24 protein-coding genes and 1 other annotated feature are annotated in these 25,229 nt (G+C 51.0%); of the genes, 15 read left to right on the top strand and 9 right to left on the bottom strand.

Going from position 1 to position 25,229, the window contains the following annotated elements; genetic code table 11:
* Positions 1-42 precede the first annotated feature (42 nt).
* Entirely contained in the window at positions 43-990 is a 948-nt protein-coding gene (locus tag CWS43_RS03860; protein WP_101075508.1) for a LysR family transcriptional regulator, read from the top strand.
* Positions 991-1,069: 79 nt separating this feature from the next.
* On the opposite strand, the gene CWS43_RS03865 is transcribed toward CWS43_RS03860, so the two are convergent.
* The 3 genes from CWS43_RS03865 to CWS43_RS03875 form a co-directional block, all read right to left on the bottom strand.
* Positions 1,070-1,273, bottom strand: coding sequence for an HHA domain-containing protein (locus tag CWS43_RS03865; RefSeq protein ID WP_056771138.1), 204 nt, complete (start codon positions 1,271-1,273; stop codon positions 1,070-1,072).
* A 45-nt stretch (positions 1,274-1,318) separates the two neighbouring features.
* Positions 1,319-1,687: an Hha toxicity modulator TomB gene (gene tomB, locus CWS43_RS03870; protein WP_013576616.1), complete on the bottom strand. Its 369-nt coding sequence runs from the start codon at positions 1,685-1,687 to the stop codon at positions 1,319-1,321.
* A 230-nt stretch (positions 1,688-1,917) separates the two neighbouring features.
* Positions 1,918-2,271 (bottom strand): hypothetical protein, encoded by a 354-nt coding sequence (locus CWS43_RS03875; RefSeq protein ID WP_101075509.1) that lies wholly within the window; start codon positions 2,269-2,271, stop codon positions 1,918-1,920.
* Between the two features lie 381 nt (positions 2,272-2,652).
* On the opposite strand from CWS43_RS03875, the gene CWS43_RS03880 reads away from it, so the two are divergent.
* Genes CWS43_RS03880 through CWS43_RS03890 form a run of 3 tightly spaced genes read left to right on the top strand, consistent with a single transcriptional unit; the run spans position 2,653 to position 5,139 of the window.
* Complete coding sequence (locus tag CWS43_RS03880) at positions 2,653-3,381, top strand: metal ABC transporter ATP-binding protein (protein WP_198555763.1); 729 nt, start codon at positions 2,653-2,655, stop codon at positions 3,379-3,381.
* On the top strand, positions 3,378-4,235 hold the full coding sequence (locus CWS43_RS03885) for a metal ABC transporter permease (protein ID WP_101075511.1): 858 nt from the start codon (positions 3,378-3,380) through the stop codon (positions 4,233-4,235). Before CWS43_RS03880 ends, CWS43_RS03885 begins: the two co-directional genes overlap by 4 nt.
* A 25-nt stretch (positions 4,236-4,260) precedes the next feature.
* On the top strand, positions 4,261-5,139 hold the full coding sequence (locus tag CWS43_RS03890; RefSeq protein ID WP_101075512.1) for a metal ABC transporter substrate-binding protein: 879 nt from the start codon (positions 4,261-4,263) through the stop codon (positions 5,137-5,139).
* A gap of 122 nt (positions 5,140-5,261) precedes the next feature.
* On the opposite strand, the gene ykgO is transcribed toward CWS43_RS03890, so the two are convergent.
* The 4 genes from ykgO to CWS43_RS03910 all read right to left on the bottom strand — a co-directional run bounded on the left by ykgO (position 5,262) and on the right by CWS43_RS03910 (position 10,141).
* Positions 5,262-5,402 carry a type B 50S ribosomal protein L36 gene (gene ykgO / locus CWS43_RS03895; RefSeq protein WP_013576611.1) on the bottom strand — a complete coding sequence of 47 codons (141 nt, stop codon included), beginning with the start codon at positions 5,400-5,402 and terminating at the stop codon, positions 5,262-5,264.
* A 20-nt stretch (positions 5,403-5,422) separates the two neighbouring features.
* Positions 5,423-5,677: a type B 50S ribosomal protein L31 gene (locus CWS43_RS03900; RefSeq protein ID WP_101075513.1), complete on the bottom strand. Its 255-nt coding sequence runs from the start codon at positions 5,675-5,677 to the stop codon at positions 5,423-5,425.
* Between the two features lie 119 nt (positions 5,678-5,796).
* Positions 5,797-8,949, bottom strand: a complete 3,153-nt coding sequence (gene acrB / locus CWS43_RS03905; protein ID WP_101075514.1) for a multidrug efflux RND transporter permease subunit AcrB — start codon at positions 8,947-8,949, stop codon at positions 5,797-5,799.
* A gap of 16 nt (positions 8,950-8,965) precedes the next feature.
* Complete coding sequence (locus CWS43_RS03910) at positions 8,966-10,141, bottom strand: efflux RND transporter periplasmic adaptor subunit (RefSeq protein ID WP_101075515.1); 1,176 nt, start codon at positions 10,139-10,141, stop codon at positions 8,966-8,968.
* Positions 10,142-10,282: 141 nt separating this feature from the next.
* Between CWS43_RS03910 and acrR the strand changes: the two genes are divergently transcribed.
* Together acrR and mscK are read left to right on the top strand one after the other, a co-directional pair.
* A complete protein-coding gene (gene acrR / locus CWS43_RS03915; RefSeq protein ID WP_101075516.1) occupies positions 10,283-10,918 on the top strand; it encodes a multidrug efflux transporter transcriptional repressor AcrR in 636 nt (211 codons plus the stop codon).
* 175 nt (positions 10,919-11,093) lie between these two features.
* Positions 11,094-14,489, top strand: coding sequence for a mechanosensitive channel MscK (gene mscK / locus CWS43_RS03920; protein ID WP_101075517.1), 3,396 nt, complete (start codon positions 11,094-11,096; stop codon positions 14,487-14,489).
* A gap of 60 nt (positions 14,490-14,549) precedes the next feature.
* Here mscK and rsmS read toward each other — a convergent pair whose 3' ends face one another.
* The gene (gene rsmS / locus CWS43_RS03925; protein WP_101075801.1) at positions 14,550-14,723 is read right to left on the bottom strand and encodes a pleiotropic regulatory protein RsmS; all 174 of its coding nucleotides are present in this window, start codon (positions 14,721-14,723) and stop codon (positions 14,550-14,552) included.
* Between the two features lie 95 nt (positions 14,724-14,818).
* Positions 14,819-15,355 carry a primosomal replication protein PriC gene (priC, locus tag CWS43_RS03930; protein ID WP_101075518.1) on the bottom strand — a complete coding sequence of 179 codons (537 nt, stop codon included), beginning with the start codon at positions 15,353-15,355 and terminating at the stop codon, positions 14,819-14,821.
* Positions 15,356-15,469: 114 nt separating this feature from the next.
* Between priC and CWS43_RS03935 the strand changes: the two genes are divergently transcribed.
* The 9 genes from CWS43_RS03935 to CWS43_RS03980 all read left to right on the top strand — a co-directional run bounded on the left by CWS43_RS03935 (position 15,470) and on the right by CWS43_RS03980 (position 25,127).
* The gene (locus tag CWS43_RS03935) at positions 15,470-15,838 is read left to right on the top strand and encodes a DUF454 family protein (RefSeq protein ID WP_101075519.1); all 369 of its coding nucleotides are present in this window, start codon (positions 15,470-15,472) and stop codon (positions 15,836-15,838) included.
* 184 nt (positions 15,839-16,022) lie between these two features.
* Positions 16,023-16,574: an adenine phosphoribosyltransferase gene (gene apt / locus CWS43_RS03940; protein WP_013576602.1), complete on the top strand. Its 552-nt coding sequence runs from the start codon at positions 16,023-16,025 to the stop codon at positions 16,572-16,574.
* A gap of 75 nt (positions 16,575-16,649) precedes the next feature.
* The gene (dnaX, locus tag CWS43_RS03945) at positions 16,650-18,614 is read left to right on the top strand and encodes a DNA polymerase III subunit gamma/tau (RefSeq protein ID WP_101075520.1); all 1,965 of its coding nucleotides are present in this window, start codon (positions 16,650-16,652) and stop codon (positions 18,612-18,614) included.
* Positions 17,947-18,011 (top strand) — a sequence feature (DnaX frameshifting element). It overlaps the preceding gene by 65 nt.
* 41 nt (positions 18,615-18,655) lie before the next feature.
* On the top strand, positions 18,656-18,985 hold the full coding sequence (locus CWS43_RS03950; protein WP_013576599.1) for a YbaB/EbfC family nucleoid-associated protein: 330 nt from the start codon (positions 18,656-18,658) through the stop codon (positions 18,983-18,985).
* A complete protein-coding gene (gene recR, locus CWS43_RS03955) occupies positions 18,985-19,590 on the top strand; it encodes a recombination mediator RecR (protein ID WP_095924987.1) in 606 nt (201 codons plus the stop codon). The genes CWS43_RS03950 and recR overlap by 1 nt, the downstream gene beginning before the upstream one ends.
* Positions 19,591-19,760: 170 nt before the next feature.
* Positions 19,761-21,626 carry a molecular chaperone HtpG gene (htpG, locus tag CWS43_RS03960; RefSeq protein ID WP_198555776.1) on the top strand — a complete coding sequence of 622 codons (1,866 nt, stop codon included), beginning with the start codon at positions 19,761-19,763 and terminating at the stop codon, positions 21,624-21,626.
* A gap of 186 nt (positions 21,627-21,812) precedes the next feature.
* Positions 21,813-22,457, top strand: a complete 645-nt coding sequence (adk, locus tag CWS43_RS03965) for an adenylate kinase (RefSeq protein WP_101075522.1) — start codon at positions 21,813-21,815, stop codon at positions 22,455-22,457.
* A gap of 349 nt (positions 22,458-22,806) precedes the next feature.
* Positions 22,807-23,769, top strand: a complete 963-nt coding sequence (gene hemH, locus CWS43_RS03975; protein ID WP_101075524.1) for a ferrochelatase — start codon at positions 22,807-22,809, stop codon at positions 23,767-23,769.
* A 38-nt stretch (positions 23,770-23,807) separates the two neighbouring features.
* A complete protein-coding gene (locus CWS43_RS03980) occupies positions 23,808-25,127 on the top strand; it encodes an inosine/guanosine kinase (RefSeq protein WP_101075525.1) in 1,320 nt (439 codons plus the stop codon).
* The last annotated feature ends 102 nt before the right edge of the window (positions 25,128-25,229 follow it).

Genomic DNA, 25,229 nt, shown 5'->3' on the forward strand with positions numbered 1-25,229 from the left:
GCTGAGCAAACGTTTTCTATTTTAGCGGAGTCACTGTATATCATGTCTGAATCCTGGCGCCGGTTGCCCGCACTTTCCCTTAAGCAAATTCAATATTTTGTGACACTTGCTCAGTTACGCAGTTTCACTGAAACGGCTAACCGCCTTGCTATTAGCCAGCCCGCATTAAGCAGCGCGCTTCGGCAAATTGAGTCCGTACTGGGGGGGAAATTATTAAACCGTACCGCGCAGGGCGTGAGCCTGACTGAGCAGGGCGAGGCGGTTCTCCCTTACGCGGAACGCTTATTGAATACGGCTCATAGCGTATTCGACGATATGCAACAAATTATGCGTCAGGGAGGTGATGGAACGTTGCGGATAGGATTGGTGCCTTCTGTCAGCACATTGTTATTTCCTGCTGTACCACAGTTACTCTCGGAATATTTCCCTGATATGCGTGTGGAATTCCATGACCTGACAAACGATGCGTTATTACTGGAACTCGTGAATGGTTCCGTTGATTTTGGTATCGGCGCAACAGACAGTACAGTGCCGGAATCTATTGCTGTTTACCCTTTATTGGAAGACCCCTTCGTGGCAGTTATCAGGCGTGATGATCCCCTGGCCGAAGGGCATAATATCCCGTGGCGGCAATTAATTAAAAAAGACATTGCGTTGTTTTCCAAGGGAAATGTCAGCAGGTTGGTCACGTCGCTAATTGAAAGCCATCGATTGAATTTGCAGGTGAGTTATCGTGTCGATTTCCAGGAAACATTATATGGCTTAGTGCGTTCACGTATGGCACTGGCTATTTTGCCCGAGTTATATACTGCAACACTTAATGATAATGAATTAACGGTGATTCACTTACAGCAGCCAACATTAAGCCGTACCGTTGCGATGATGCGCAAACCCGCACCGCTGCGTTCGTTAAAAACAGAACAATGTTTTCAGTTTCTTTTGCAAACATTTCACCGGCAGATCAAGGAGAAATCGGAAAGGACACGGTGAAAATAGTTAAATAATGCTTAAGCTATTTTGTATGAATAATAAGCGTCAGGCCGAAAGTATTTCGACCTGACTTTGTTGGTCACCGCACGAATTTCCAAACAGCTACCGGGATTTTATCGTACAGCTTGTTCATCGTTAGCTCCGCTAAACGATGATCGGCCGCCGAGTAAAACAATTCGAGTTCGTCGTCGGAAAGTTCGTACTTATTTTTCTCAATAACACGTTCAAGTGTATCAATAGTGGTGCATTTTCTTAAACGCATCAAATAGTCGATTTTGTTCATCTTAGCCTTTTCATTTTTATCTGATGACTGCATATAAATTATTACTCAAGTTTTCATTAGGGTACAGATGTAGTCCCCTGAGAACATTCTGAATAGTCGCTTTTTGGTCTTTTGCCATTGGCGCAAGTCAGAATCGTTAATTCCATAATTACTGAACAGGGTGTAGGTATCATCCAGATACTCTTCAACCAGATCACTTAAATGGTTATCGTCCGGATACTTAATTTTAAAGCTCATCACAAAGGATGCAATGTGTTCAATCAGTTCGTTAAGCTGTAGGTTAACGGCCGAAGTCGGATCGTTAACCCATCCGTGATGGCTGTCACCCAGTGTCGCAATGCCTTCGTCATACAGCATTTCATTCAGGTAGCGTAACTGAGCGATATCGTGCCGCTTAGGCGAGTACTCATCCATATCATCCCCTCCGTAATGGTTTATTCGGTGTTGATAACACTCTGTGAGTAAACAACAAAACATGGTGACTTACAGAAAACGGCTCTCACTGCAAACGCTATGAACTTGCTTATACACCAAAGACAATCATAAAGAACAGTCTTTGAGATGAGATTTACGGGACTTATTACAAAACCAGTAATTTAAATATAATTCATTTTGAGAAAGCTGCGCAAATGTATTACCCAAACTTACAATTCCTCAGCGGTCGTCCCTTTACTCAATTCAATAATATCAAACTCCAGTCCCTCGGGTTTAACATGGAATGTCACATTTTGCGTCATAAACTCTTCTGCATTAATGTCCAGACAACCATTGAAAATCGTCCATCGGAACTTGTAAGTCATTGAATAATACTTTTGGTCAATTTGTGTTATTGACACGATTTGCAAAGAATTTGATTCATAACGCGCATTTTCTGAAAAATAAGTTAAATCTCCGATTAACAGATCTTCAATTCCAGATAAAGCAGGTTCAATAATCTGTTGTAAATCCTGAACAGACAGAGTTTGCCCATTAATATCGTAAGGGATAGTTTTCTTCAAAGGGCTTACCTCTTGACCACATACTTTTTCATTATTGCATACTTTCGTCAGGATGTGTTTTGAGCAACGAAAAAAAATTCAAACCCTAAAATTCATAACTTTCTGATTGTAATGCAAATTACTATCCATTCATTAAATTTTACCCTTTTCTAACAGTTTAGGCCTATTTCCTCGTCCCGATCGTCCTTCCGCGCCGGGTGCGGTAAAAAACTGAAACAGTTCGTATATTGATACAAGCCCTGTTTTGTGATGTTATATTGTAACGAATGGAGGGGCCATGACCAAAACACTCTTTACACTTTCTTCGCCGGTACGCTGTGTCGCTGTACTGGCTGTGCTCGCTGTTTTATGGGGTGCTATTTACTGGGCTATTTCACTACCATGATTTTTGTTAATGATGTTGAAGTCGGATACGACCGCCAGGCAGTGGCGATGCCGCTTAACGGCCAGTTCCTTTGTGGTTCCCTGACGGCGGTTATTGGCGCTAATGGGGCAGGAAAATCGACTTTTCTTAAAACACTTGCAGGACTCCAGCAGGCCGTCGCAGGCAAGATCACTTTTACCGGCGGCAAACGTCCGCGTCTTGCGTATTTGCCCCAGCAGGCAGAACTGGATCGTGGTTTTCCAATCAGTGTGTTTGATCTCGTTGCGATGGGGTGCTGGCCACAAAGCGGATTATTTGGCGGTATCAGCCGGCATTCAGCGGCGGCGGTGGGCAAAGCACTGGAAACAGTAGGCATGACTGAAATGTCCCATTTACCCGTAGGGGCGCTTTCCGGTGGTCAACTGCAACGTACGTTGTTCGCGCGTTTACTGGTACAGCAAGCACCGCTGATTATGCTTGATGAGCCCTTCACGGGGATCGACACGCAAACAACTGAATTATTGCTGAAAGTCATCGCACAGTGGCATCAGGAAGGCAAAACCGTCATTGCGGTTTTACACGATATCTCGATGGTTGCCCGGCATTTCCCGCAAGTCCTCTATCTCAGCGCCCAGCAAAATTTATGGGGAACCGCAAAAGATGTTTTAGGACACTTCCCGCATCAGGCTCATGCCTGCGTATCGACAGAACCTTTCTCTCTGGCGACGGGAGTCGCAAATTCATGATGCTTTTTCATTTGCTGGCTGACCCTTTTATTGAATTCGGCTTCATGCGCCGTGCGTTGATCGCTTGCATTGCCTTATCAATCAGCGCGACCCCATTGGGTGTTTTCCTGCTGCTGCGCCGGATGAGCCTGGTCGGCGATGCACTATCTCATGCTGTATTGCCGGGCGCTGCGATAGGCTATCTGATTTCAGGTATGTCACTGGTCGCGATGGGGATCGGCGGGTTTATTGCAGGTTTGGCGGTTGCGATGCTTTCCGGGCTGGTGAGTCGACGGACACAGCTGAAAGAAGATGCCAGTTTTGCTGGTTTTTATCTCGGCTCACTGGCGCTGGGCGTCACACTGGTTTCCCTGCGCGGCTCGAGTGTTGATCTTTTACACGTGCTGTTTGGCTCTATTCTGGCCATAGACTCTTCTGCCATGATCATGGTGGGTATTATTACCAGCCTTTCACTATTGGTGCTGGCTTGTATCTATCGTGCTCTGGTTATTGAATCTTTTGACCCTCTATTTTTGCGGGTCAGCGCAGGAAAATGGCTGGCGGCAATCCACGGTATTTTCCTGGCGCTGGTGGTGATTAATCTGGTTGCCGGTTTCCAGATCCTTGGCACTCTGATGTCAGTCGGCTTAATGATGCTGCCTGCTGCCAGCGCACGTTTCTGGGCGCGTGATTTACCGCATACCTTACTGAGCGCCATGATCATTGGTGTCATCGCCAGCGTAGTAGGGCTGATTTGGTCTTATTACGCGTCGTTGCCGGCCGGGCCGGCGATTGTGCTCAGCGCGACAGTTATCTTCTTTATTTCTGTTTTATTTGGAAAGCGTGGCGGAATGTTAACTGCCTCGCGAGCTTAAGTAGTACCACTATTAAGGGGACATGATGAAAGTATTACCTGTATCACTCGCAGTAGCTGCCCTGCTGTCGAGCCCGCTGGCGATGGCTAAAACCGTCGATGCGGTAGCCAGTTTCTCAATCCTTGGCGACATTGTTCAGGAAGTGGGGGGCGAGCATGTAAAAGTGACTACATTGGTCGGGCCGGATGGTGATCCGCACAGCTTCGAGCCTGCGCCAAAAGACAGCAAAGCGATTAACGCTTCTGACGTTGTTTTCGTCAGTGGCTTAGGGTTGGAAGGGTGGATCGACCGCCTGGTCACCGCATCGGGCTATAAAGGCCATCTGGTGACGGCATCTGAAGGCGTTAATTCCCGCAAAATGGAAGAGGATGGTAAGCAAATCACCGATCCTCATGCCTGGAACAGCATGGCGAACGGGGTGATTTACGCGACCAATGTGATGAATGCGTTAATCAAAGCCGACCCGGAAGATGCGGATTATTTCCGCCAGCGCGGAACGGCTTACATTGAGCAACTGCAAAAACTGGATGCCTGGGCGAAAACGGAATTCACCGGCATCCCTCAGTCAAAACGCAAGGTGCTGACCAGCCACGATGCTTTTGGCTATTTCGGTCAGGAATACCACGTTAGTTTTATGGCTCCGGTCGGTTTTTCTACCGAAGCTGAGGCCAGCGCCAGCGGTGTGGCTTCTCTGATCAAACAGATCAAAGAGGAGAAAGTGAAAACTTATTTCATCGAAAACCAAACCGATCCGCGCCTGGTGAAACAGATTGCTGCTGCCAGCGGGGCGCAACCGGGTGGAGAGTTGTATCCGGAAGCATTGTCAGGCCCGCAAGGTCCGGCTACGACTTATGTGAAAGCGTTCAAGCATAACGTTGAAACGATTGTCGCCAGCATGAAATAAGATTTCCCTCCCCACAGTCATACCGTGGGGAGGTTTTACATCATGTCTTAGTCATAGAAAAAGCCCCGTCGGGCAAGCGGCGGGGCTTTTATTTTTTTGAGTAAAAGGGCAAACAGAAAATATTAACGTTTCTTTTTTTTACCCTGTACAGCTTTGAAGCGTGGATTACTTTTGCAAATCACATAAACCCGGCCTTTACGACGGACTACGCGGCAATCCGGATGTCGGTTTTTCGCTGAACGTAATGAACTGAGAACCTGCATTTCATTTTCCCTGGAGTTGTTTATTTCTTACCGAGGAAGCTGCCAAAGCGCTGATTGAATCGCGCGGTGCTGCCTTCTTTGGAATACTCTTTCTGCTTGCCGGTGTAATACGGATGTGACGCTGAAGAGACTTCGATAGTCACATACGGATAAGTTGCGCCTTCCAGTTCAATGGTCCGGTCAGTAGAAATGGTTGAGCCAACTTTGAAGTATTCGTCTGCGCTGGTGTCGTGAAAAACCACGGTGCGATACGCAGGATGGATAGCGGGTTTCATAATGCCTCTAAATGTTATGTTATACTATAACAATAAGTATGCACCCATCTGTTTACCGGTTCAAGACTCAGGCGAAAAAAAAGGCCGCATAAGCGGCCTTTTCTGTGGAGCGGATCCTGTTACAGCGTCGGATGCTCTACTTTGTGGGTATGTTCGATGTCTTCGTTCTTCTTACCAAAGCGGCGGCGAACCACCACGAAGAAGACCGGAACAAAGAAGATCGCCAGCAGTGTTGCAGTGATCATCCCGCCCATTACGCCGGTACCTACGGCGTTCTGAGAACCGGAACCTGCACCGGAGCTGATAACCAGCGGCATTACACCGAGGATAAAGGCCAGTGAGGTCATCAGGATCGGACGCAGACGCATACGGACTGCCTCAAGCGTGGATTCGATCAGGCCTTTACCTTCTTTATCCATCAGGTCTTTGGCGAATTCGACAATCAATATGGCGTTCTTCGCGGACAATCCGATGGTGGTCAGCAGACCAACCTGGAAGTAAACGTCGTTGCTCAGACCGCGCATCGTTGCTGCCAGAAGTGCGCCCACAACACCGAGCGGAACAACGAGCATAACTGAGAACGGTATTGACCAGCTCTCGTACAACGCTGCCAGACACAGGAATACCACAATCAATGAGATAGCATACAAGGCCGGAGCCTGGTTGCCCGACAGGCGTTCCTGATAAGACAAGCCGGTCCAGTCATAGCCGATACCACTTGGCAGTTTGGATGCCAGAGACTCCATCATGGCCATAGCAGCACCACTACTTTGTCCTGGTGCTGGCTGCCCCAGAATTTCCATAGAAGGCAGACCGTTGTAACGTTCCAGTCGCGGTGAGCCGTATTCCCATTTAGCACTCGAGAATGCGGAGAACGGTACCATCTGACCCGCGCTGCCGCGGACATACAAGTTATTGATGTCTGAAGGCAACATGCGGTATTTATTTTCAGCCTGAACGTACACTTTCTTCACGCGACCGCGGTCGATGAAGTCGTTGACGTAGCTGCCCCCCACTGAAGCGCCCAGCGTGGTGTTGATGTCGGAAATGGAAACGCCAAGTGCCGTTGCTTTTTCCTGATCAATTTCAATCTTGAACTGTGGTGTATCTTCCAGACCGTTTGGACGAACCTGAGTCAGCAAATCAGGATGTTGAGCAACCATGCCCAGCAACTGATTACGTGCCTGAGTCAGTTTGTCATGCCCAAGGTTAGCCTGGTCAATCAGCTGGAAGTCAAAGCCTGTTGCCGTACCCAGCTCAACAATTGCCGGTAAGTTGAATGGGAACACCAGTGCATCTTTAATGGTGCTAAATGCACCCATTGCACGGCCTGCAATAGCAGGAACCTTGTTCTCAGCGCCACTACGTTCAGACCAGTCTTTCAGGCTGATGAACGCAATACCGGTATTCTGGCCACGACCTGCGAAACCGAAGCCGTTAACGGTAAAGACAGAGTTTACGTTGGCTTTTTCTTTCGTCAGATAGTAGTTGCTGACTTCATCGAGCACTTTCTGCGTACGTTCCTGGGTCGCACCTGCAGGCAACTGCGCCATCGTCAGGAACACGCCCTGGTCTTCTTCCGGCAGGAAGGAGGTTGGCAGGCGGATAAACAGGAATGCCATGCCGACTACGATCAGCAGATAAATCACCAGATAACGGCCGGTGCTGCGCAGAATGTTGCCCACGCTGTCGGTGTAGTGGTGCGTACTTTGCTCGAATTTTTTGTTAAACCAGCCGAAGAAACCTTTTTTCTCGTGGTGTTCGCCTTTGGCAACCGGTTTAAGCATGGTCGCACAAAGTGCCGGTGTCAGGATCATCGCCACCAGAACGGACAGTACCATGGCCGAAACGATGGTGATGGAGAACTGACGGTAGATAACACCGGTAGATCCGCCAAAGAAGGCCATTGGGATGAATACTGCGGACAGCACCATCGCAATACCCACCAATGCGCCCTGGATCTGCTCCATGGATTTTTTGGTGGCTTCTTTCGGTGGCAGGCCATCTTCGACCATAACGCGTTCGACGTTTTCGACAACGACGATGGCGTCATCGACGAGCAAGCCTATCGCGAGCACCATCCCGAACATCGTCAGGGTGTTTATCGAATAACCAAATGCGGCAAGAATCGCAAATGTGCCGAGCAATACCACCGGAACGGCAATCGTTGGGATCAACGTTGCACGGAAGTTTTGCAGGAACAAGAACATCACCAGGAATACCAGGACGATGGCCTCGAAAAGCGTTTTGCCTACTTCTTTAATCGAGATTTTAACGAATGGCGTGGTGTCGTATGGATAAACGACTTCTAAACCTGCCGGGAAAAACGGCTCAAGTTTTGCCAGCGTGGATTTAACCGATGCAGCGGTATCAAGGGCGTTAGCACCCGTGGCCAGTTTAATCCCTAAACCCGAGGCCGGTTGTCCGTTGAAACGTGCGATAACGTCGTAGTTTTCACCACCGAGTTCAATTTTAGCCACGTCTTTCAGGCGAACCTGCGAACCATCCTGGTTGACCTTCAGAATGATTTTACCGAATTCGTCCGGTGACTTCAGACGGGTCTGAGCAACGATGGACGAGTTCAACTGCTGGCCCGGAACCGGTGGCGTACCACCGAGCTGGCCTGCGGCAATCTGGTTGTTCTGAACTTTGATTGCGTTAATCACATCGACTGGCGTCAGCTGGTAGTTATTCAGTTTGTTTGGATCCATCCAGATACGCATAGCGTACTGAGCACCAAATAACTGAACATCACCCACGCCAGCGGTACGGCTGATAGGATCCTTGATGTTGGAACCTACATAGTCGGCGATGTCATCCTGCGTCATTGAACCGTTGTTGGAGATAAAGCCTGCCACCATCAGGAAGCTGCTGCTCGATTTCTCAACGGAGATACCCTGTTGCTGAACTTCCTGCGGCAGCAACGGCGTTGCCAGCTGCAGTTTGTTCTGAACCTGTACCTGCGCGATATCCGCATCAGTACCGGAAGCAAAGGTCAGGGTGATCTGAACAGTACCTGATGAATCACTGGTCGACGACATGTACATCATGTTGTCGATACCGTTCATGTTCTGTTCAATAACCTGGGTAACAGTATCCTGCACCGTTTGCGCATCGGCACCCGGATAGGTTGCGGTCAGCTGGATCGCTGGTGGCGCAACAGTCGGATACTGTGCGATAGGCAATTTAAGAATTGCCAATGCCCCTGCCAACATGATGATGATCGCGATTACCCATGCAAAGATGGGACGATCTATAAAAAACTTAGCCATGAATTACCGGCTCCTATTAAGACTTCGTCGCTGTAGCGGGCGCTGCTGCGTTTTGATCGACTTCCTGTGCAGTAACCTGTACGCCTGGCTTAATTTTTTGCAGACCTGTCACGATAATTTTATCGCCACTTTTCAGGCCGTCGGTCACGACCCATTTGTCGCCAATAGCTTGCGTTGTGGTCACAGTACGAAGTTCAACTTTATTGTCAGCGCCAACAACCATCGCTGTTGCATCACCGCGTGGGTTACGGGTGATACCTTGCTGAGGAACCAGCAGAGCATTGTCGTTTACCCCTTCATCCAGACGTGCGCGCACAAACATGCCGGGCAGCAACGCGTCATTTGGGTTAGGGAAGATGGCACGCAGCGTAATGGAGCCAGTCGTTTCATCAACGGTCACATCAGAGAATTCCAATGTACCCGCTTGTGAATATTCTTTACCGTTATCTAACAGCAGCTTGACCTGTGCTTTGCCGTCAACTTGTTTCAGGCTACCGTCAGCCAGCTCTTGTTTCAGACGCAAGAAGTCGTTGCTGGACTGAGTCACATCGACATAGATAGGATCAAGTTGTTGCACTGTTGCCAGCGCCGTGGTTTGTCCGGTAGACACCAGAGCACCTTCAGTCACTGACGAAATACCGATACGCCCGCTGATAGGGGAGGTGACTTTCGTGTAAGCCAGATTGATACGTGCGCTTTCAACTGCTGCTTTGGAACTTACAACAGCAGCGTCAGCCTGTGCGGCCGTGGCAACAGCGGTATCGTAGTCTTGTTTACTGATGTAGTTGGTGCCAAGCAGGGGTTTATAGCGATTCACCGTCAGACGGGAAATTTGTGCGTTAGCCTGAGCTTTTACCAGATCGCCTTTAGCGCTGTCATACGCGGCCTGATAAGTGGCTGGATCGATTTGATATAACGAGGTTCCAGCTTTAATTTCGCTGCCTTCAACGAAGTTACGTTTCAGAATAATGCCGCCAACTTGTGGGCGTACTTCAGCAATGCGAAAAGCAGCAGTACGACCAGGAAGTTCGGTTGTTACATTCAACGGTTCAGTTTTGAGCGTAACGACGCCAACCTGCGGAGCATGTGGCGCACCTTGTTGAGCTTCTTTATCGTTACATCCTGTAAGTGCTAAGCTTCCGGATAGCATCAGAACTACCGCCAGAGGCGTTAACCCTCTGTTTTTGTTCATAAATAAACCTCAAGTGTCCGATTTCAAATTGTCCAATGGATCACAACATTCCAAATCCATTGCTGCGCTTTTAGTATGTGCGTGCTATGTTACATACATTCAAGAATGTATGTAAATCAAACTCCCCTTAAAGACAAACCTATGGCACGAAAAACCAAATCACAGGCGCTGGAAACCAGACAACAGATTCTGGATGCTGCTGTGCGTGAATTTTCTGCCCGTGGAGTATCGTCGACATCACTGACTGATATTGCGAATGCAGCCGGTGTGACGCGGGGCGCAATTTATTGGCATTTCAGGAACAAAGTGGAACTGTTTAATGCGATCTGGGAAGCTTATGAATCCCGGATAAAAGTGCTCGAAGTAGAGTATCAGACAAAGTTTCCGAATAATCCACTGCGTATTTTGCGCGAAATCCTTATTTACATTCTGGTCGCCACTGTCACGGATACGCAACGTAAGGCATTGATGGAAATTATATTCCATAAATGTGAATTTGTTGGGGAGATGACCTCCGTTCATGAAGCGCGAAAAGCGTTGTATATGGAAGGCTACGGTAAAATTGAGCGCATCCTCGTGCGCTGTATTGAGGAAAATCAATTGCCCGCGGCGCTGGATACCCGCCAGGCTGCCATTATTTTACGCGCATATCTCACCGGATTGATGGAGAATTGGTTGTTTATACCTGAAAGCTTTGATTTAGAAAGTAATGCAGAAAGATTCGTTGATACTTATATTGATATGTTACGACATTCCTCCTTTCTCGCCGTTGTCTGATAATCTCTGAATACTTTCCATTAAATTAATGAGCCTGCAAATTTACCGACCGTTTTGACGATAAAACCCGCCTTCATGTGTTGTATTCAGATACGCTTTTCTCCTTTCTTTCATCGTTAACGCTGCTATTGTCATTACCATATTATTAATTTGTTAAATGAGTTGACGCTGACGTATGTTTATCCGGTTTCTGGCCGCTGTTTCTGATGTGTTCCCTGTCCTTAAAAAAAAGGGAATATCTGGTTTTTTTGCCTCCGTGATGTGCGTCATACTGCTACTTTTCTCGTTGCCAGGCCATGCTGCCAGTAATGATATTCCGGGCCGAAATGAAGTTCAGAATCAGCTTGATGCTTTAAACCGGCAAAAAAATCTGACCCCGGTGGACAAGCTGTCACAGCAGGATTTGATCCACACGCTTGAGTATCTTGACGCGCTCGACAGAGTGAAGCAGGAGGTGGCTCAGTTGCATCTGCAGGTGTCGGAAGCACCGCAAAAATTACGCGTTGCAATGGACGGGCTGGATCAGATCAAAAACAGTACGAAGGATGATGTGGATAAAGCGCAACTCTCGGCGCTGTCACTTCGGCAGTTGGAAAACCGCCTCAATGATACCCTTGATGATCTTCAGTCCTCGCAGGAAGATTTATCAACCTTCAACACGCAACTGATTTCATTACAAACTCAGCCCGAGCGCGTACAGAATGCGATGTATACCTATTCGCTGGCGATTCAAAAAATTCGCAACCTGCTCAACGGGATGTCTCCTGGCCAGCAGGATCTGCGCGCCACGCAGCAAAATATGCTGATTACCCAACAGGCGTTGCTGAGCGCACAGATAGATTTACAACGTAAAAGCCTGGAAGCCAATACGACGTTACAAGATCTGCTGCAAAAACAACGCGACTACACCAATGCGCATATCAACCAGCTGGAACATACCGCGCAGTTATTGCAGGAAGTGGTTAACGGAAAACGACTGATTTTATCTGAGCGGACGGCAAAGGAAGCCCAAACGCCGGACGATACCTCGAATATCCAGAACGACCCGCTGGTGGCGCAGGAACTGGGAATTAACCGTAAACTCAGCGAGCGTCTGATTGCCGCCACGGAGGAGGGCAACCAGTTAGTTCAGAAAAATATCACGGTAAAAAACTGGCGCGACCGTTCTGCCCAAGCCGAACATGATCTTAAAGAGCAAATTACCGTGTTGAAAGGCAGCTTATTACTTTCACGAATTCTGTATCAGCAACAGCAAAATACCATTCCGCCATCCGGCCTGATCACTGACATGAGTGCGCACATTGCTGATTTACGTCTCGAACAGTTCACCATCAACCAGCAGCGTGACGCATTATTTCAGGGCGACAGCTACATTCAGGGTGTTGTCTCAACCAGTAAAGAAACCATCAACGGGGACATCAGCGACGCTCTCGATCAGATTGTGGACATGCGTCGTGAACTGCTGGATCAGCTCAACAAGCAGTTGGGCAATCAGCTGTCACTGGCCATCAACTTGCAGATCAATCAGCAGCAGTTGCTCAGTATCAATCAGTCGTTAACAGAAACGCTGACGCAGCAGATTTTCTGGGTCAGCAGTAACAAACCGATGAACTGGGAATTCATAAAATCGCTGCCTGACGACGTGAAAAACCAGCTGAGCAGCCTGAGTTTTAATTTCCCCCGCGGCGAACTGATGATGGGCGCGTTGCATTCGCTGCCCGCCACGATACCGATCTTGCTGGTCATTCTGCTTTTACTCTGGCGCAGGAAGTACATAAACCAGCGCATCGAATCACTGAGCGACGACGTCGGGCAACTCAAGCGCGACAGCCAGCTGCATACGCCGCAGGCACTGGTACTGCTGGCGCTCAATGCGCTGCCTGGCGTATTTCTGACGCTGGGTGTCGGCTACTGGCTTTCGCAATGTGATATCGATTCGAGTGATTTTTTATGGACGCTGGCGCAACGTCTGGCCGTTTTCCAGTTTGTGATGGGTTTTTGCTACCGCATGCTTAAACCGGGCGGCATTAATGAACGCCACTTTAATACGCCGGTTGCCACGTGCGCACATTACCGTCGTTCGGTGATCCGCCTGAGTCTGGTGATGCTGCCGCTGATCTTCTGGTCGGTGCGCGGAGAGAAAGCGCCGCTGGGGCTGGTCGACGATATTATCGGGCAGATGGTGATTTTTCTGACCTTACTGGCGTTGAGCGTGCTGGTATTCCCTATTGCCCGCGACGGCTGGCGTGAAAAAGACTCGCACAGTATTCGTCTCGTGATGGTCACCGCCATTGCGCTGGCGCCGGTTTTCCTGACCGGGCTGGTGGTCACCGGCTACTTCTACACAACGCTGCGACTGGCGGGGCGCTGGATTGACAGTCTGTATCTGCTGATCTTCTGGAATATCACTTATCTCAGCGCATTACGTGGTTTAAGCGTTGCGGCACGCCGTCTGGCTTATCGTCGTGCGCTGGCACGGCGCCAGACCAATGCGTTGAAAGAGGGGGCTGAAGGGAATGAGCCGGTAGAAGAAACGCCGTTGGGGTTGGATCAGATTAACCAGCAGTCACTGCGTCTGACGACGATGGGGCTGTTCTTTATTTTTGCGACAGTATTTTACTGGATTTGGTCGGACTTGCTGACGGTGATTTCTTATCTCGACAGCATCTCGTTGTGGCATTACTCCAGTACTGTTGCAGGGGCGGTGACTCAGCAAACCGTAACACTGGGAAATTTACTGCTCGGATTCCTGGCCATTATCGTGGCCTATGTGCTTACGCGAAATCTGCCGGGGTTGCTCGAAGTTGTTGTGTTATCACGCTTGCAGCTCCGGCAGGGAACATCCTATGCCATCACGACGATTCTGACGTATTCGATCACCGTCATCGGTGCGGTAACGGCGCTCGGTTCGCTGGGCGTATCGTGGGACAAATTACAGTGGCTGGTGGCGGCGCTTTCGGTCGGGCTGGGGTTTGGTTTGCAAGAGATTTTTGCAAACTTTGTTTCGGGCCTGATTATCCTGTTCGAACGCCCGGTCCGTATCGGCGATACCGTTACCATTGGCACATTCTCGGGGACCGTCAGCCGCATCCGCATCCGTGCCACAACGATTATCGATTTCGATCGCAAAGAAGTGATCATCCCTAACAAAGCTTTTGTGACCGAGAGGCTGATCAACTGGTCGCTGAGCGACACCGTCACCCGCGTGCTGATCAAAATCGGCGTGGCTTATGGCTCGGATCTGGAGAAAGTTAAAGAGATCCTGCTACAGGCCGCACATGAAAACGCGCGTGTGATGAGTGATCCGGCGCCGCTGGTGTTCTTCCTGAATTTCGGTGCCAGCACGCTGGATCACGAGCTGCGGGTTTATGTCCGTGAACTGGGGGATCGCAGCTATACCGTTGATGAGCTCAACCGCAGCATTGATAAACTTTGCCGCGAAAACGACATCAATATCGCCTTCAATCAGCTGGAAGTCTATTTACATAACCAGGACGGGAATGAAGTGCAGGAAGTGAAGCGATCGCTGAGACAGCCGGGAGACGAACCAGACGCGCTGCCGCAGAGCTGATTGCCGTCGGACAATTCAGGGGAAAGCGACGGGTTCCCCTGAAACAGGCAGCCGGACGGCTTAGAGATAACTGATAGAAAGCGTATTTTTGCTGTTTTTCAGTTTTTCCTGATAATCGCGCTGAACGATTTCCAGTGCTGCAAGAGCCGTCTCGGGCGCAATTTCATTGCACTCAAGCAGGTAAATCAGATCGACAGCAAGCTGAAGTTCGGGGGGCGCATTTTCTACGGACATATTGGCCAACATTATTAGAAGCAGGTTTTGAACTTATCATTATAGATAAGAAAAGGCGGGCTCTGAACGCAGGATTCAAAAAATGTGATAAAGATTCAAAAACCTTTTTCCTGACGCTCGATTTGTCTTTCAATTTTAGCCAGCGCCTGACGACAACGCATCAGACGGCCTTCCAGCGCAGCCAGTTCTTTCTGTACCCGCTGCTGATCGGCGAAAGTGGCCAGCTGTCCGAGCGTCGTTTCCCTGTCTTCAATCATCGCAATCAGACGTCGCTCGAACTGCTGAGTTTCCGCCAGTCGCGTATAGTTATCATGGCTTTTGCGCTCCGGTGTCTGGTGCGTTTTCCGTAATGTTTGCGTCGCCAGTTCGCGCTGCATGGCGGTAATTTGCGCCACCAGTCGTTCTGCAATAAAAGCCACCTGCGCCGAACGTTTTTCGACAACTTCCTGATTCAGTTTCTGCAAATTCATTTTAATTTCAGCCAGATAATCCCGCAGACGGGTGCCTTTGGTTGAAAACAGGGCGACATCAAAGCGCGCCTGAGAAGCCGAAACGTGGCCAATTGGCTCAATTTCCCGCGCCAGCGTTTCTATTTGCTGATCAAGGACATGTAAAATTCGTTCTGTGCTCACGGCGACTCTCCTTGGATGACGCGCCTAGCTTACCTATATGACAGCCCCGCTGCACTTGTTTACACTGGCAAGCACAAATTTTGCCAGTGGCCTGCTTTAAATGAAGGGAAACGAATGAAACGCATACTACTGATTATTGCCGGCTGGGTATGTGTGGTGCTGGCAACGCTGGGGGTTGTCCTGCCGTTGTTGCCGACAACGCCTTTTTTACTGCTTGCTGCCTGGTGTTTCGCCCGTTCATCGCCGCGTTTCCATCAGTGGTTACTGTATCGTTCGTGGTTTGGCGGATACCTTCGCCACTGGCAACAACACCGGGCGTTGCCTAAAGGAGCCAAACCGAAAGCGGTGGGGCTGATTGTGATCACCTTCGCTATTTCAATCTATTTCGTCCCGCTATTATGGGTGCGTATTCTATTGGTTTGTATGATGTTGGTGTTACTGATCATGATGTGGCGGTTACCAGTGGTTGACCTTGAGCAATAAAACAGGCGATCATGTCCGGCTGCGGGTTGCTTTTTAAAGCAGCTTTGCATAGATTTGGGCATCTCGTACGTCGGTGCGCTCCCAATTTCCTTCCTTAAACGGCATGCTTCAAAAGAGCATGACGGGGGACATTTGACCGCCCGCGTTTAAGTATGAACAGCAGCTTTATCAGGCAATTAACATTATGACCGCTACCGCACAGCAGCTACAGTTTATTAAAGACAGTATTAAAACCATCCCTGACTACCCTAAGCCGGGCATACTGTTCCGTGACGTCACCAGCTTGCTGGAAGACCCAAAAGCTTACGCTGCAAGCATTCAGTTACTGGCCGACCGTTACCGCGACGCGGGTGTGACCAAAGTGGTTGGCACCGAAGCGCGTGGCTTCCTGTTTGGCGCACCGGTTGCATTGGTTTTGGGTGTGGGTTTTGTCCCCGTGCGTAAACCTGGCAAATTACCGCGTGAAACCATCAGCGAAACATATGATCTGGAATACGGTACTGACAGCCTTGAAATCCACGTTGATGCTATTCAACCTGGCGAAAAAATTCTGGTGATCGACGATCTGCTGGCAACGGGTGGCACGATTGAAGCCACTGCGAAACTGATCCGCCGTCTGGGTGGGGAAGTGACCGATGCCGCGTTCATCATCAATCTTCCTGAATTAGGCGGTGAAAAACGCCTGAATGATTCAAATATCAACTGTTACAGTCTGGTGTGCTTCGACGGCCATTGATCCAGACAAGCCTCGCCTGCTCAGGCGAGGCTGTGATAGCATAACCTTCATGATTCCCCGACTTTCCCGGTATTAATGAGCTATCAGGTTCTTGCCCGTAAGTGGCGCCCCCAAACTTTTGCCGACGTCGTCGGACAGGAACATGTGCTGACCGCACTGGCTAATGGCCTGTCGCTCGGGCGCATCCATCACGCTTACCTGTTTTCCGGCACCCGCGGCGTGGGGAAAACCACGATTGCCCGTTTGCTGGCAAAAGGGCTTAACTGTGAAACGGGCATCACGTCCACGCCCTGCGGTGTTTGTGATAACTGCCGCGAAATCGAGCAGGGCCGTTTTGTTGACCTGATCGAAATCGACGCCGCTTCCCGTACGAAAGTTGAAGATACCCGCGAACTGCTCGATAACGTGCAATACGCACCGGCCCGTGGCCGCTTCAAAGTTTACCTGATTGACGAAGTCCACATGCTCTCGCGACACAGCTTTAATGCGCTGCTGAAGACACTCGAAGAGCCGCCGGAGCACGTCAAATTCCTGCTGGCTACCACCGATCCGCAAAAATTGCCGGTCACCATTTTATCACGTTGTTTGCAGTTCCATCTGAAGGCGCTGGACGCTGAACAGATCCGCAAACAGCTCGAATACGTTTTAACCGAAGAAACCATCACAACTGAGCCACGTGCGCTGCAACTGCTTTCCCGCGCGGCGGACGGCAGTATGCGTGATGCGCTGAGCCTTACCGACCAGGCGATTGCTATGGGGCAGGGCGCGGTGACGACAGAAACCGTGGCACAGATGCTCGGTACGCTTGACGACGAACAGCCGCTGGCCATGCTTGAAGCGCTGGTGAGTGCGGACGGCGGCCAGATGATGGCGCAGGTGGAGCAGGCCGCATCGCGCGGCGTGGACTGGGAAAATCTGCTGGTGGAAACGCTGGCATTGCTGCACCGCATCGCGATGGTTCAGCTGTTACCTTCCGTCCTCGACAATCATTACGCCGCTATTGAGCAGCGTTTGCGTGAACTGGCGCGGGTGATTCCGCCAGCCGACGTGCAGCTTTACTACCAGACATTACTGATTGGCCGCAAGGAACTGGCGTATGCGCCGGACAAGCGCATGGGCGTTGAAATGACGCTGTTGCGCGCGCTGGCCTTCCATCCGAAAGTGATTATTGCAGAACCGGCTCCGCAGCCGGTGGCACCTCCGGCGTACGTTCCATTGCAGGCACCTGTGCAGCCTGCCTCGCCGCGCAACGCGCCTCAGGCTCCGCAATCCCCACAAAATTATTCGGCACCGCCGCCGCAGGGCAATGTGGAATCGGCACCGATGCCGGACACCACAGCCCAGCTTTTACAGGCGCGAACCCAGTTGCTCAGGCAGGGGAGTACTACCCCAAAAAAAGCTGAGCCGGCAGCGCCAGGAAAAGCGCGGCCGGCAAATTCAGCACTTGAGCGCCTCGCTTCGGTGACTGAACGTGCGCAGACAATGGCCAGCGTGAAGAAAGAACCCGCTGCGCCGGTAAAAGAAGAAGCGTACCGCTGGGTTGCGCAAAACGAGCCGGAAGAGGCGCCGGAACCGGTCGCCACGCCAAAAGCATTGCGCGCGGCGCTGGAACACGAAAAATCACCGGAGCTGGCGTCCCGTCTCGCCGAAGAATCCATTGAGCGCGATGAATGGGCCGCTCAGATAAGCCAGATGCACATGCCGAAACTGGTACAGCAACTGGCACTGAATGCATTTTGTGAGCGACCGGAGCCGGGAAAAATTTGCCTGCATCTGCGTTCATCGCAAAAGCACCTGAATTCGCCGTCGGCGCAGAAAGTACTGACGGATGCCTTATCGGCACTGCATCAGACTCCGGTTGAACTGACTGTGGTGGAAGATGATAATCTGGCGGTGAAAACGCCGCTGGAATGGCGTCAGGCCATTTATGAAGAAAAGCTGGCGCAGGCGCGTCAGTCTATTATTGCGGATAACAACATTCAGACTTTGCGTCGTTTCTTCGACGCTGAGCTGGATGAAGAAAGTATTCGCCCTATTTAAACGCCGCAGTTGTGATGCGGCCATTGCTGAGAGAGAAGACTATGTTTGGAAAAGGCGGCATTGGTAACCTGATGAAACAGGCCCAGCAAATGCAGGAAAAAATGCAACAAGCTCAGGCAGAAATCGCTCAGCTTGAAGTCACCGGTGAATCTGGCGCTGGTCTGGTGAAAATCACCATCAACGGTGCGCACAACGTGCGTCGCGTTGAAATCGATCCAAGCCTGCTGGAAGATGATAAAGACATGCTGGAAGACCTGATCGCGGCGGCGTTCAACGATGCAGCCCGTCGTATCGACGAAACCCAGAAAGAAAAAATGGCAGCCGTGTCTGGCGGCATGCAATTGCCACCAGGCTTTAAGATGCCGTTCTGATGCAAACCAGCCCTCTCCTTGAATCTTTAATGGAGGCGCTGCGTTGCCTGCCGGGCGTTGGCCCGAAGTCAGCGCAGCGTATGGCATTCCAACTGCTGCAACGTGACCGCAGCGGCGGAATGCGGCTGGCGCAGTCTTTAACGCGCGCCATGTCTGAAATCGGCCACTGTGCCGATTGCCGTACTTTTACCGAGCAGGAAATCTGTACGATTTGCGCCAATCCACGGCGTAAAGAGAACGGTCAGATTTGCGTGGTAGAAAGCCCGGCGGACATTCACGCGATAGAACAAACCGGTCAGTTTTCCGGTCGCTATTTTGTGCTGATGGGCCACCTGTCACCGCTGGATGGCATCGGGCCGGACGATATTGGTTTAGGCCGTCTGGAGGAGCGCCTGGAGAGTGAAAACATCCAGGAAGTGATTCTGGCGACTAACCCGACGGTTGAAGGTGAGGCGACCGCTAACTACATCGCAGAAATGTGCGGCCAGTATGGCGTGCTGGCGAGCCGTATCGCGCACGGTGTGCCGGTCGGTGGCGAGCTGGATATGGTTGACGGCACCACGCTGTCGCATTCCCTCGCCGGGCGCAATCCCTTTCGGTTCTGACTGTTATCGCCGGGCGCAGCTTTCTGCACCCGGCTTTATTTCTGCTATCCCTCTGCATTTCTTCTTAAAAATTTCCCCTTATGCTTGAAAACTCCGGTCCATAACCCCACTTACTCCTCAACGTCTGATTTGGTCACTAACAGTATCTGGATTGAGGTAATTTGATGAGTATGAAAGGACAAGAGACACGCGGGTTCCAGTCTGAAGTAAAACAACTGCTTCATCTGATGATCCATTCTCTGTATTCAAACAAAGAAATTTTCCTGCGCGAGTTAATCTCTAACGCCTCCGATGCCGCTGACAAACTGCGCTTCCGCGCGCTGTCTACGCCAGAACTGTATGAAGGCGATGGCGAGCTGCATGTGCGTCTGGCGTTTGATAAAGAAAAACGCACCCTGACGCTGAGCGATAACGGTATCGGGATGACCCGCGATGAAGTCATCGACAACCTCGGGACTATCGCGAAATCCGGCACCAAGGCTTTCCTGCAATCTGTCGGTTCAGAACAGGCTAAAGACAGCCAGCTGATCGGCCAGTTTGGTGTGGGCTTCTATTCTGCCTTCATCGTGGCAGACAAAGTGACCGTGCGCACCCGTGCGGCGGGCGCCAGCGCCGATGAAGGTGTGTTCTGGGAATCCGCCGGTGAAGGTGAATACACCCTGGCTGATATTGAAAAAGCCGATCGCGGGACCGAAATTACCCTGCACCTGCGTGAAGATCAGGACGAGTTCCTGGATGACTGGCGCGTGCGTTCCATCATCAGCAAATATTCCGACCACATTGCGCTGCCGGTTGAAGTTGAAACCCGCAACGAAGAAGACGGCACCGTGACTTGGGAACAAATCAACAAAGCGCAGGCTTTGTGGACCCGCGGTAAATCGGAAGTGACGGACGAAGAATACAACGAATTCTACAAACACATTTCCCATGATTTCAGCGATCCGCTGAGTTGGAGCCATAACCGCGTTGAAGGTAAACAGGAATACACCAGCCTGTTGTACATCCCTTCGCAGGCACCGTGGGACATGTGGAACCGTGATCACAAACACGGCCTGAAACTGTATGTTCAGCGCGTGTTCATCATGGATGAAGCCGAGCAGTTCATGCCGAACTACCTGCGTTTCGTACGGGGTCTGATAGATTCCAACGATCTGCCGCTGAACGTTTCGCGTGAAATCCTTCAGGACAGCCGTATTACCCAGAACCTGCGCAGCGCGCTGACCAAGCGTGTTCTGCAAATGCTGGAAAAACTGGCGAAAGACGACAACGAGAAATACCTGCAATTCTGGAAACAGTTTGGTCTGGTATTGAAAGAAGGCCCGGCAGAAGACGGTGCGAACAAAGAAACCATCGCCAAACTGCTGCGTTTCGCCAGCACCCGCAACGACAACAGCGCGCAAACACTGTCGCTGGAAGAGTATGTGGCGAACATGGTGGAAGGTCAGGACAAGATTTATTACATCACCGCTGACAGCTATGCCGCGGCGAAGAGCAGCCCGCATCTGGAACTGTTCCGCAAAAAAGGCATTGAAGTGTTGTTGCTGTCTGACCGCATCGACGAATGGATGATGAGCTATCTGACTGAGTTCGATGGCAAAACCTTCCAGTCCGTCAGCAAAGCCGACGACACGCTGGACAAACTGGCTGACGAAAGCGAAGAGCAGAAAGAAGCAGAGAAAGCGCTGGAGCCGTTCGTTGAACGTGTGAAAACGCTGCTGGGCGATCGCGTGAAAGAAGTACGTCTGACGCACCGTCTGACCGACACGCCAGCCATCGTCACCACCGGCGCGGACGAAATGACCACGCAGATGGCGAAACTGTTTGCCGCTGCGGGCCAGGACGCGCCTGAAGTGAAATACATCTTCGAGCTGAACCCTGAACACGCGCTGGTGAAACGGGCTTCTGACGTCACCGACGAAGCGCAGTTCAGCGAGTGGATCGAACTGCTGCTCGATCAGGCGTTGTTTGCTGAACGCGGCACGCTGGAAGATCCAAACCTGTTCATCCGCCGTATGAATACGCTGTTACAGGCGTAACTCACAGCGGTTGAAATCAGATGAAAAGGGTGTTGCGAAAGCAGCGCCCTTTTTTGCATAAAACTCCGGTCGGCGCTGGTTTACCCCTCTGCCCGAAGGGCGTGTTCCTTGAGCAAAAGAGCTCAGAATGGTATGGTTGACCGTTTTTCGAGATTCATAAAAATTACATGCAAGGGGATTTACGCAATGCGTATCATTCTGCTGGGCGCTCCGGGCGCAGGTAAGGGTACTCAGGCTCAATTCATCATGGAGAAATTTGGTATTCCGCAAATTTCTACCGGTGATATGTTGCGCGCCGCTGTGAAGGCCGGAAGTGAGCTCGGCAAGAAAGCAAAAGAGATTATGGATGCCGGTAAACTGGTCACCGATGAACTGGTTATCGCACTGGTGAAAGAACGTATTCAGCAGGAAGATTGCCGTAACGGTTTCCTGTTAGACGGTTTCCCGCGCACGATCCCGCAGGCTGACGCCATGAAAGACGCGGGCATCAGCGTGGATTACGTGCTGGAATTCGATGTGCCGGACGAACTGATCGTTGACCGTATCGTTGGCCGTCGTGTACACCCTGGCTCTGGCCGCGTGTACCACATCCAGTACAACCCGCCGAAAGTTGAAGGCAAAGACGATGTCACTGGCGAAGAACTGATCACCCGTAAAGACGATCAGGAAGAAACCGTGCGTAAACGTCTGGTGGAATACCATGAGCTGACTGAGCCGCTGATTTCCTACTACAGCAAAGAAGCCGCTGCGGGTAACACTCAGTACGTCAAAATCGACGGTACACAACAGGTTTCCGCAGTACGTGATGAACTGGCTAAAATTTTAGGCTAATCCTCACCGGTTCTGCACTATCACGGGGTGACTTCGGTCGCCCCGTTTGTTTTTCTGGCATTCCATTTTCCCTGATACCCTAAATAATTCGAGTGGCAGGAAGGCGGCAAGCGAACGAGTCCCGATGAGCTTACTGAAGTAAGTGATTCGGGTGAGTGAACGTAGCCAACGCATCGGCCAATCGAAGTATGACGGGTATTAATAACAATTCGCATTGATAGCTATTGCCGTTGTTCCGATCGTCTTTGTTTTCGTTACAATGACGTGCGCCACTTTGCCACGTCTCAGTTAAACGGCGGCGCCCATCTTTTCACACTGGCTTCAGGGCCTTCAATTTAGGAAATTCCGCATGACGCAGACTAAGTTCGGTGTCCTTCTGGTTAATCTCGGGACACCGGAAGCACCGACTCCGCAGGCCGTTAAAAAATATCTGGCTGAGTTTTTGAGTGATATCCGCGTTGTGGATACCCCACGTCTGCTGTGGTGGCCTATTCTGAATTTTGTGATTTTGCCTCTGCGTTCTCCGCGCGTTTCTAAACTGTATAAAGCAGTCTGGATGGAAGAAGGTTCGCCGCTGATGGTGTTTAGCCGCCGTCAGCAACAGGCACTGGCAGAGCGTCTGCCGGGGACGCCGGTGGAACTGGCGATGAGTTATGGCAAGCCGGGCATGAAAGAACCGATTGAGAAATTGCTGGCGCAGGGCGTAACGAAAATGGTGGTTCTGCCGCTGTATCCGCAATATTCCTGTTCCACCAGTGCGGCCGTGTTCGACGGCGTGGCGCGTGTGCTGAAATCCCAGCGTCGCCTGCCTTCCCTGAGCTTTATCCGCGATTACGCCACGCATCCGGCGTACATTTCTGCGCTGAAAGCCAGCATCGAACGTTCATTTGCTCAGCATGGTGAACCGGATCGTCTGGTGCTGTCCTTCCACGGGATCCCGAAACGTTTTGTGGCTGAAGGTGATGATTATGAAAAACGCTGCCATGAAACGGCGCAGGCGCTGACCGAGGCGCTGCAACTGCCCGCCGGCAAAATTATGCTGACGTTCCAGTCGCGCTTTGGTCGTGAACCCTGGCTGACGCCGTATACCGATGAGACGCTGAAAGGCCTTCCGGCTCAGGGCGTTAAGCATATTCAGATTATCTGTCCGGGCTTTGCAGCGGACTGTCTGGAGACGCTGGAAGAAATCAAAGAAGAGAATCGTGAGATTTTTATTCATGCAGGCGGTGAGCGCTTCGAATATATTGACGCCTTAAACGACCAGCCCGAGCATATCGATTTGCTGCAACAACTGGTGACTCAGCACTTCTGAATGAAGCCTGAGCTTTTTGAATATCCCGAGAACAATGCATGAAATTTCCTGGTAAACGTAAGTCTAAACACTATTTTCCGGTCAGCGCACGCGACCCTTTACTGCGTGATTCCATGTTGCAGGAGATGCTGCCGGAATCCGAGGGTGGCGCGTCCTATATCGTCGGTATCGATCAGACGCTGGTCGATATCGAAGCGCGCGTGGATGAGAATTTTGTGGCCCGCTACGGGCTGACGCCCGGCGAATCCAACATTCTGAATGATGAAATGTCGGAAGCGCTTTATCAGGAACTGAGAAGTCATGATCTGATTTCTCATCAGTTTGCGGGCGGCACCGTTGGCAATACGTTGCACAACTATTCCGTACTGGCCGATGACCGTTCCGTCCTGCTTGGCGTGATGTGCAGCAACGTGAAGATTGGCGATTACGCCTACCGTTATCTGTGCAACACCTCCAGCCGTGTTGATCTCAATTACCTGCAAGGCGTCGACGGCGCAATTGGCCGCTGCTTCACGCTGATAAGCGACACCGGCGAACGCACTTTTGCCATCAGCCCGGGTAAAATGAACGAACTGCGCGCCTCAAGCGTACCTGAAGAGGTGATTGCCGGAGCGTCTGCGCTGCTGCTGACGTCGTATCTGTTGCGCAGTAAACCCGGCGAACCGATGCCGGAAGCCACGATGAAGGCGATTGAGTACGCGAAAAAACATCAGGTGCCGGTGGTTTTAACGCTCGGTACGCAATACGTGATTGCCGACGATCCGCAGGCATGGCGTGATTTCCTGCGTGACCACGTTTCGATTCTGGCGATGAACGAAGATGAAGGCTTTGCGCTGACCGGGCTGAAAGATCCGCTGATGGCCGCCGACAAGGCGCTGGAGTGGGTGGATCTGGTGCTGTGTACCGCCGGGCCGAACGGCTTATTTATGGCGAGTTACACCGAAGAAGAATTCAAGCGCACCACGCAGCATCCGTTGCTGCCTGGCGCGATTGCCGAATTTAACCAGTATGAATTCAGCCGCGCCATGCGCCGTGACTGCTGCCAGCAGCCGATGAAAATCTATTCCCACATCGCACCTTATATGGGTGGGCCGGAAAAAATCATGAACACCAACGGGGCGGGCGATGGCGCGTTATCGGCGTTATTGCATGATATCGCCGCTAACGGATTCCACCGTAGTTCCGTGCCCAACTCCAGCAAACATGCGCGCGAGTATCTCACCTATTCGTCGCTGGCGCAGGTGTGTAAATACGCCAACCGTGTGAGCTATCAGGTGCTGAACCAGCATTCACCGCGCCTGACCCGGGGGTTGCCGGAACGTGAAGACAGTCTTGAAGAGAGTTACTGGGAACGTTAAATCAAAAGGATAGACAAACAGACCTGACATTTCGAGCATCTGTGCATCGGGTTGACTGACTTATGCGGTTTTTTAAACAAATCTCATACCCGATAAAGTTTG

The organism is Rahnella sp. AA (assembly GCF_002834385.1).
In the GTDB taxonomy this organism is placed as follows: domain Bacteria; phylum Pseudomonadota; class Gammaproteobacteria; order Enterobacterales; family Enterobacteriaceae; genus Rahnella.

What these genes read in the sequence shown, in the direction of transcription:
- acrR (WP_101075516.1), top strand. Translation starts at nt 10,283, where the DNA reads ATGGCACGAAAAACCAAATCACAGGCGCTGGAAACCAGACAACAGATT.
- dnaX (WP_101075520.1), top strand. Translation starts at nt 16,650, where the DNA reads ATGAGCTATCAGGTTCTTGCCCGTAAGTGGCGCCCCCAAACTTTTGCC.
- CWS43_RS03880 (WP_198555763.1), top strand. Translation starts at nt 2,653, where the DNA reads ATGATTTTTGTTAATGATGTTGAAGTCGGATACGACCGCCAGGCAGTG.
- CWS43_RS03865 (WP_056771138.1), bottom strand. Translation starts at nt 1,273, where the DNA reads ATGAACAAAATCGACTATTTGATGCGTTTAAGAAAATGCACCACTATT.
- hemH (WP_101075524.1), top strand. Translation starts at nt 22,807, where the DNA reads ATGACGCAGACTAAGTTCGGTGTCCTTCTGGTTAATCTCGGGACACCG.
- apt (WP_013576602.1), top strand. Translation starts at nt 16,023, where the DNA reads ATGACCGCTACCGCACAGCAGCTACAGTTTATTAAAGACAGTATTAAA.
- CWS43_RS03980 (WP_101075525.1), top strand. Translation starts at nt 23,808, where the DNA reads ATGAAATTTCCTGGTAAACGTAAGTCTAAACACTATTTTCCGGTCAGC.
- CWS43_RS03860 (WP_101075508.1), top strand. Translation starts at nt 43, where the DNA reads ATGTCTGAATCCTGGCGCCGGTTGCCCGCACTTTCCCTTAAGCAAATT.
- CWS43_RS03950 (WP_013576599.1), top strand. Translation starts at nt 18,656, where the DNA reads ATGTTTGGAAAAGGCGGCATTGGTAACCTGATGAAACAGGCCCAGCAA.
- CWS43_RS03885 (WP_101075511.1), top strand. Translation starts at nt 3,378, where the DNA reads ATGATGCTTTTTCATTTGCTGGCTGACCCTTTTATTGAATTCGGCTTC.
- recR (WP_095924987.1), top strand. Translation starts at nt 18,985, where the DNA reads ATGCAAACCAGCCCTCTCCTTGAATCTTTAATGGAGGCGCTGCGTTGC.
- rsmS (WP_101075801.1), bottom strand. Translation starts at nt 14,723, where the DNA reads ATGTCCGTAGAAAATGCGCCCCCCGAACTTCAGCTTGCTGTCGATCTG.
- acrB (WP_101075514.1), bottom strand. Translation starts at nt 8,949, where the DNA reads ATGGCTAAGTTTTTTATAGATCGTCCCATCTTTGCATGGGTAATCGCG.
- ykgO (WP_013576611.1), bottom strand. Translation starts at nt 5,402, where the DNA reads ATGCAGGTTCTCAGTTCATTACGTTCAGCGAAAAACCGACATCCGGAT.
- mscK (WP_101075517.1), top strand. Translation starts at nt 11,094, where the DNA reads ATGTTTATCCGGTTTCTGGCCGCTGTTTCTGATGTGTTCCCTGTCCTT.
- CWS43_RS03900 (WP_101075513.1), bottom strand. Translation starts at nt 5,677, where the DNA reads ATGAAACCCGCTATCCATCCTGCGTATCGCACCGTGGTTTTTCACGAC.
- CWS43_RS03890 (WP_101075512.1), top strand. Translation starts at nt 4,261, where the DNA reads ATGAAAGTATTACCTGTATCACTCGCAGTAGCTGCCCTGCTGTCGAGC.
- tomB (WP_013576616.1), bottom strand. Translation starts at nt 1,687, where the DNA reads ATGGATGAGTACTCGCCTAAGCGGCACGATATCGCTCAGTTACGCTAC.
- CWS43_RS03910 (WP_101075515.1), bottom strand. Translation starts at nt 10,141, where the DNA reads ATGAACAAAAACAGAGGGTTAACGCCTCTGGCGGTAGTTCTGATGCTA.
- adk (WP_101075522.1), top strand. Translation starts at nt 21,813, where the DNA reads ATGCGTATCATTCTGCTGGGCGCTCCGGGCGCAGGTAAGGGTACTCAG.
- htpG (WP_198555776.1), top strand. Translation starts at nt 19,761, where the DNA reads ATGAAAGGACAAGAGACACGCGGGTTCCAGTCTGAAGTAAAACAACTG.
- CWS43_RS03935 (WP_101075519.1), top strand. Translation starts at nt 15,470, where the DNA reads ATGAAACGCATACTACTGATTATTGCCGGCTGGGTATGTGTGGTGCTG.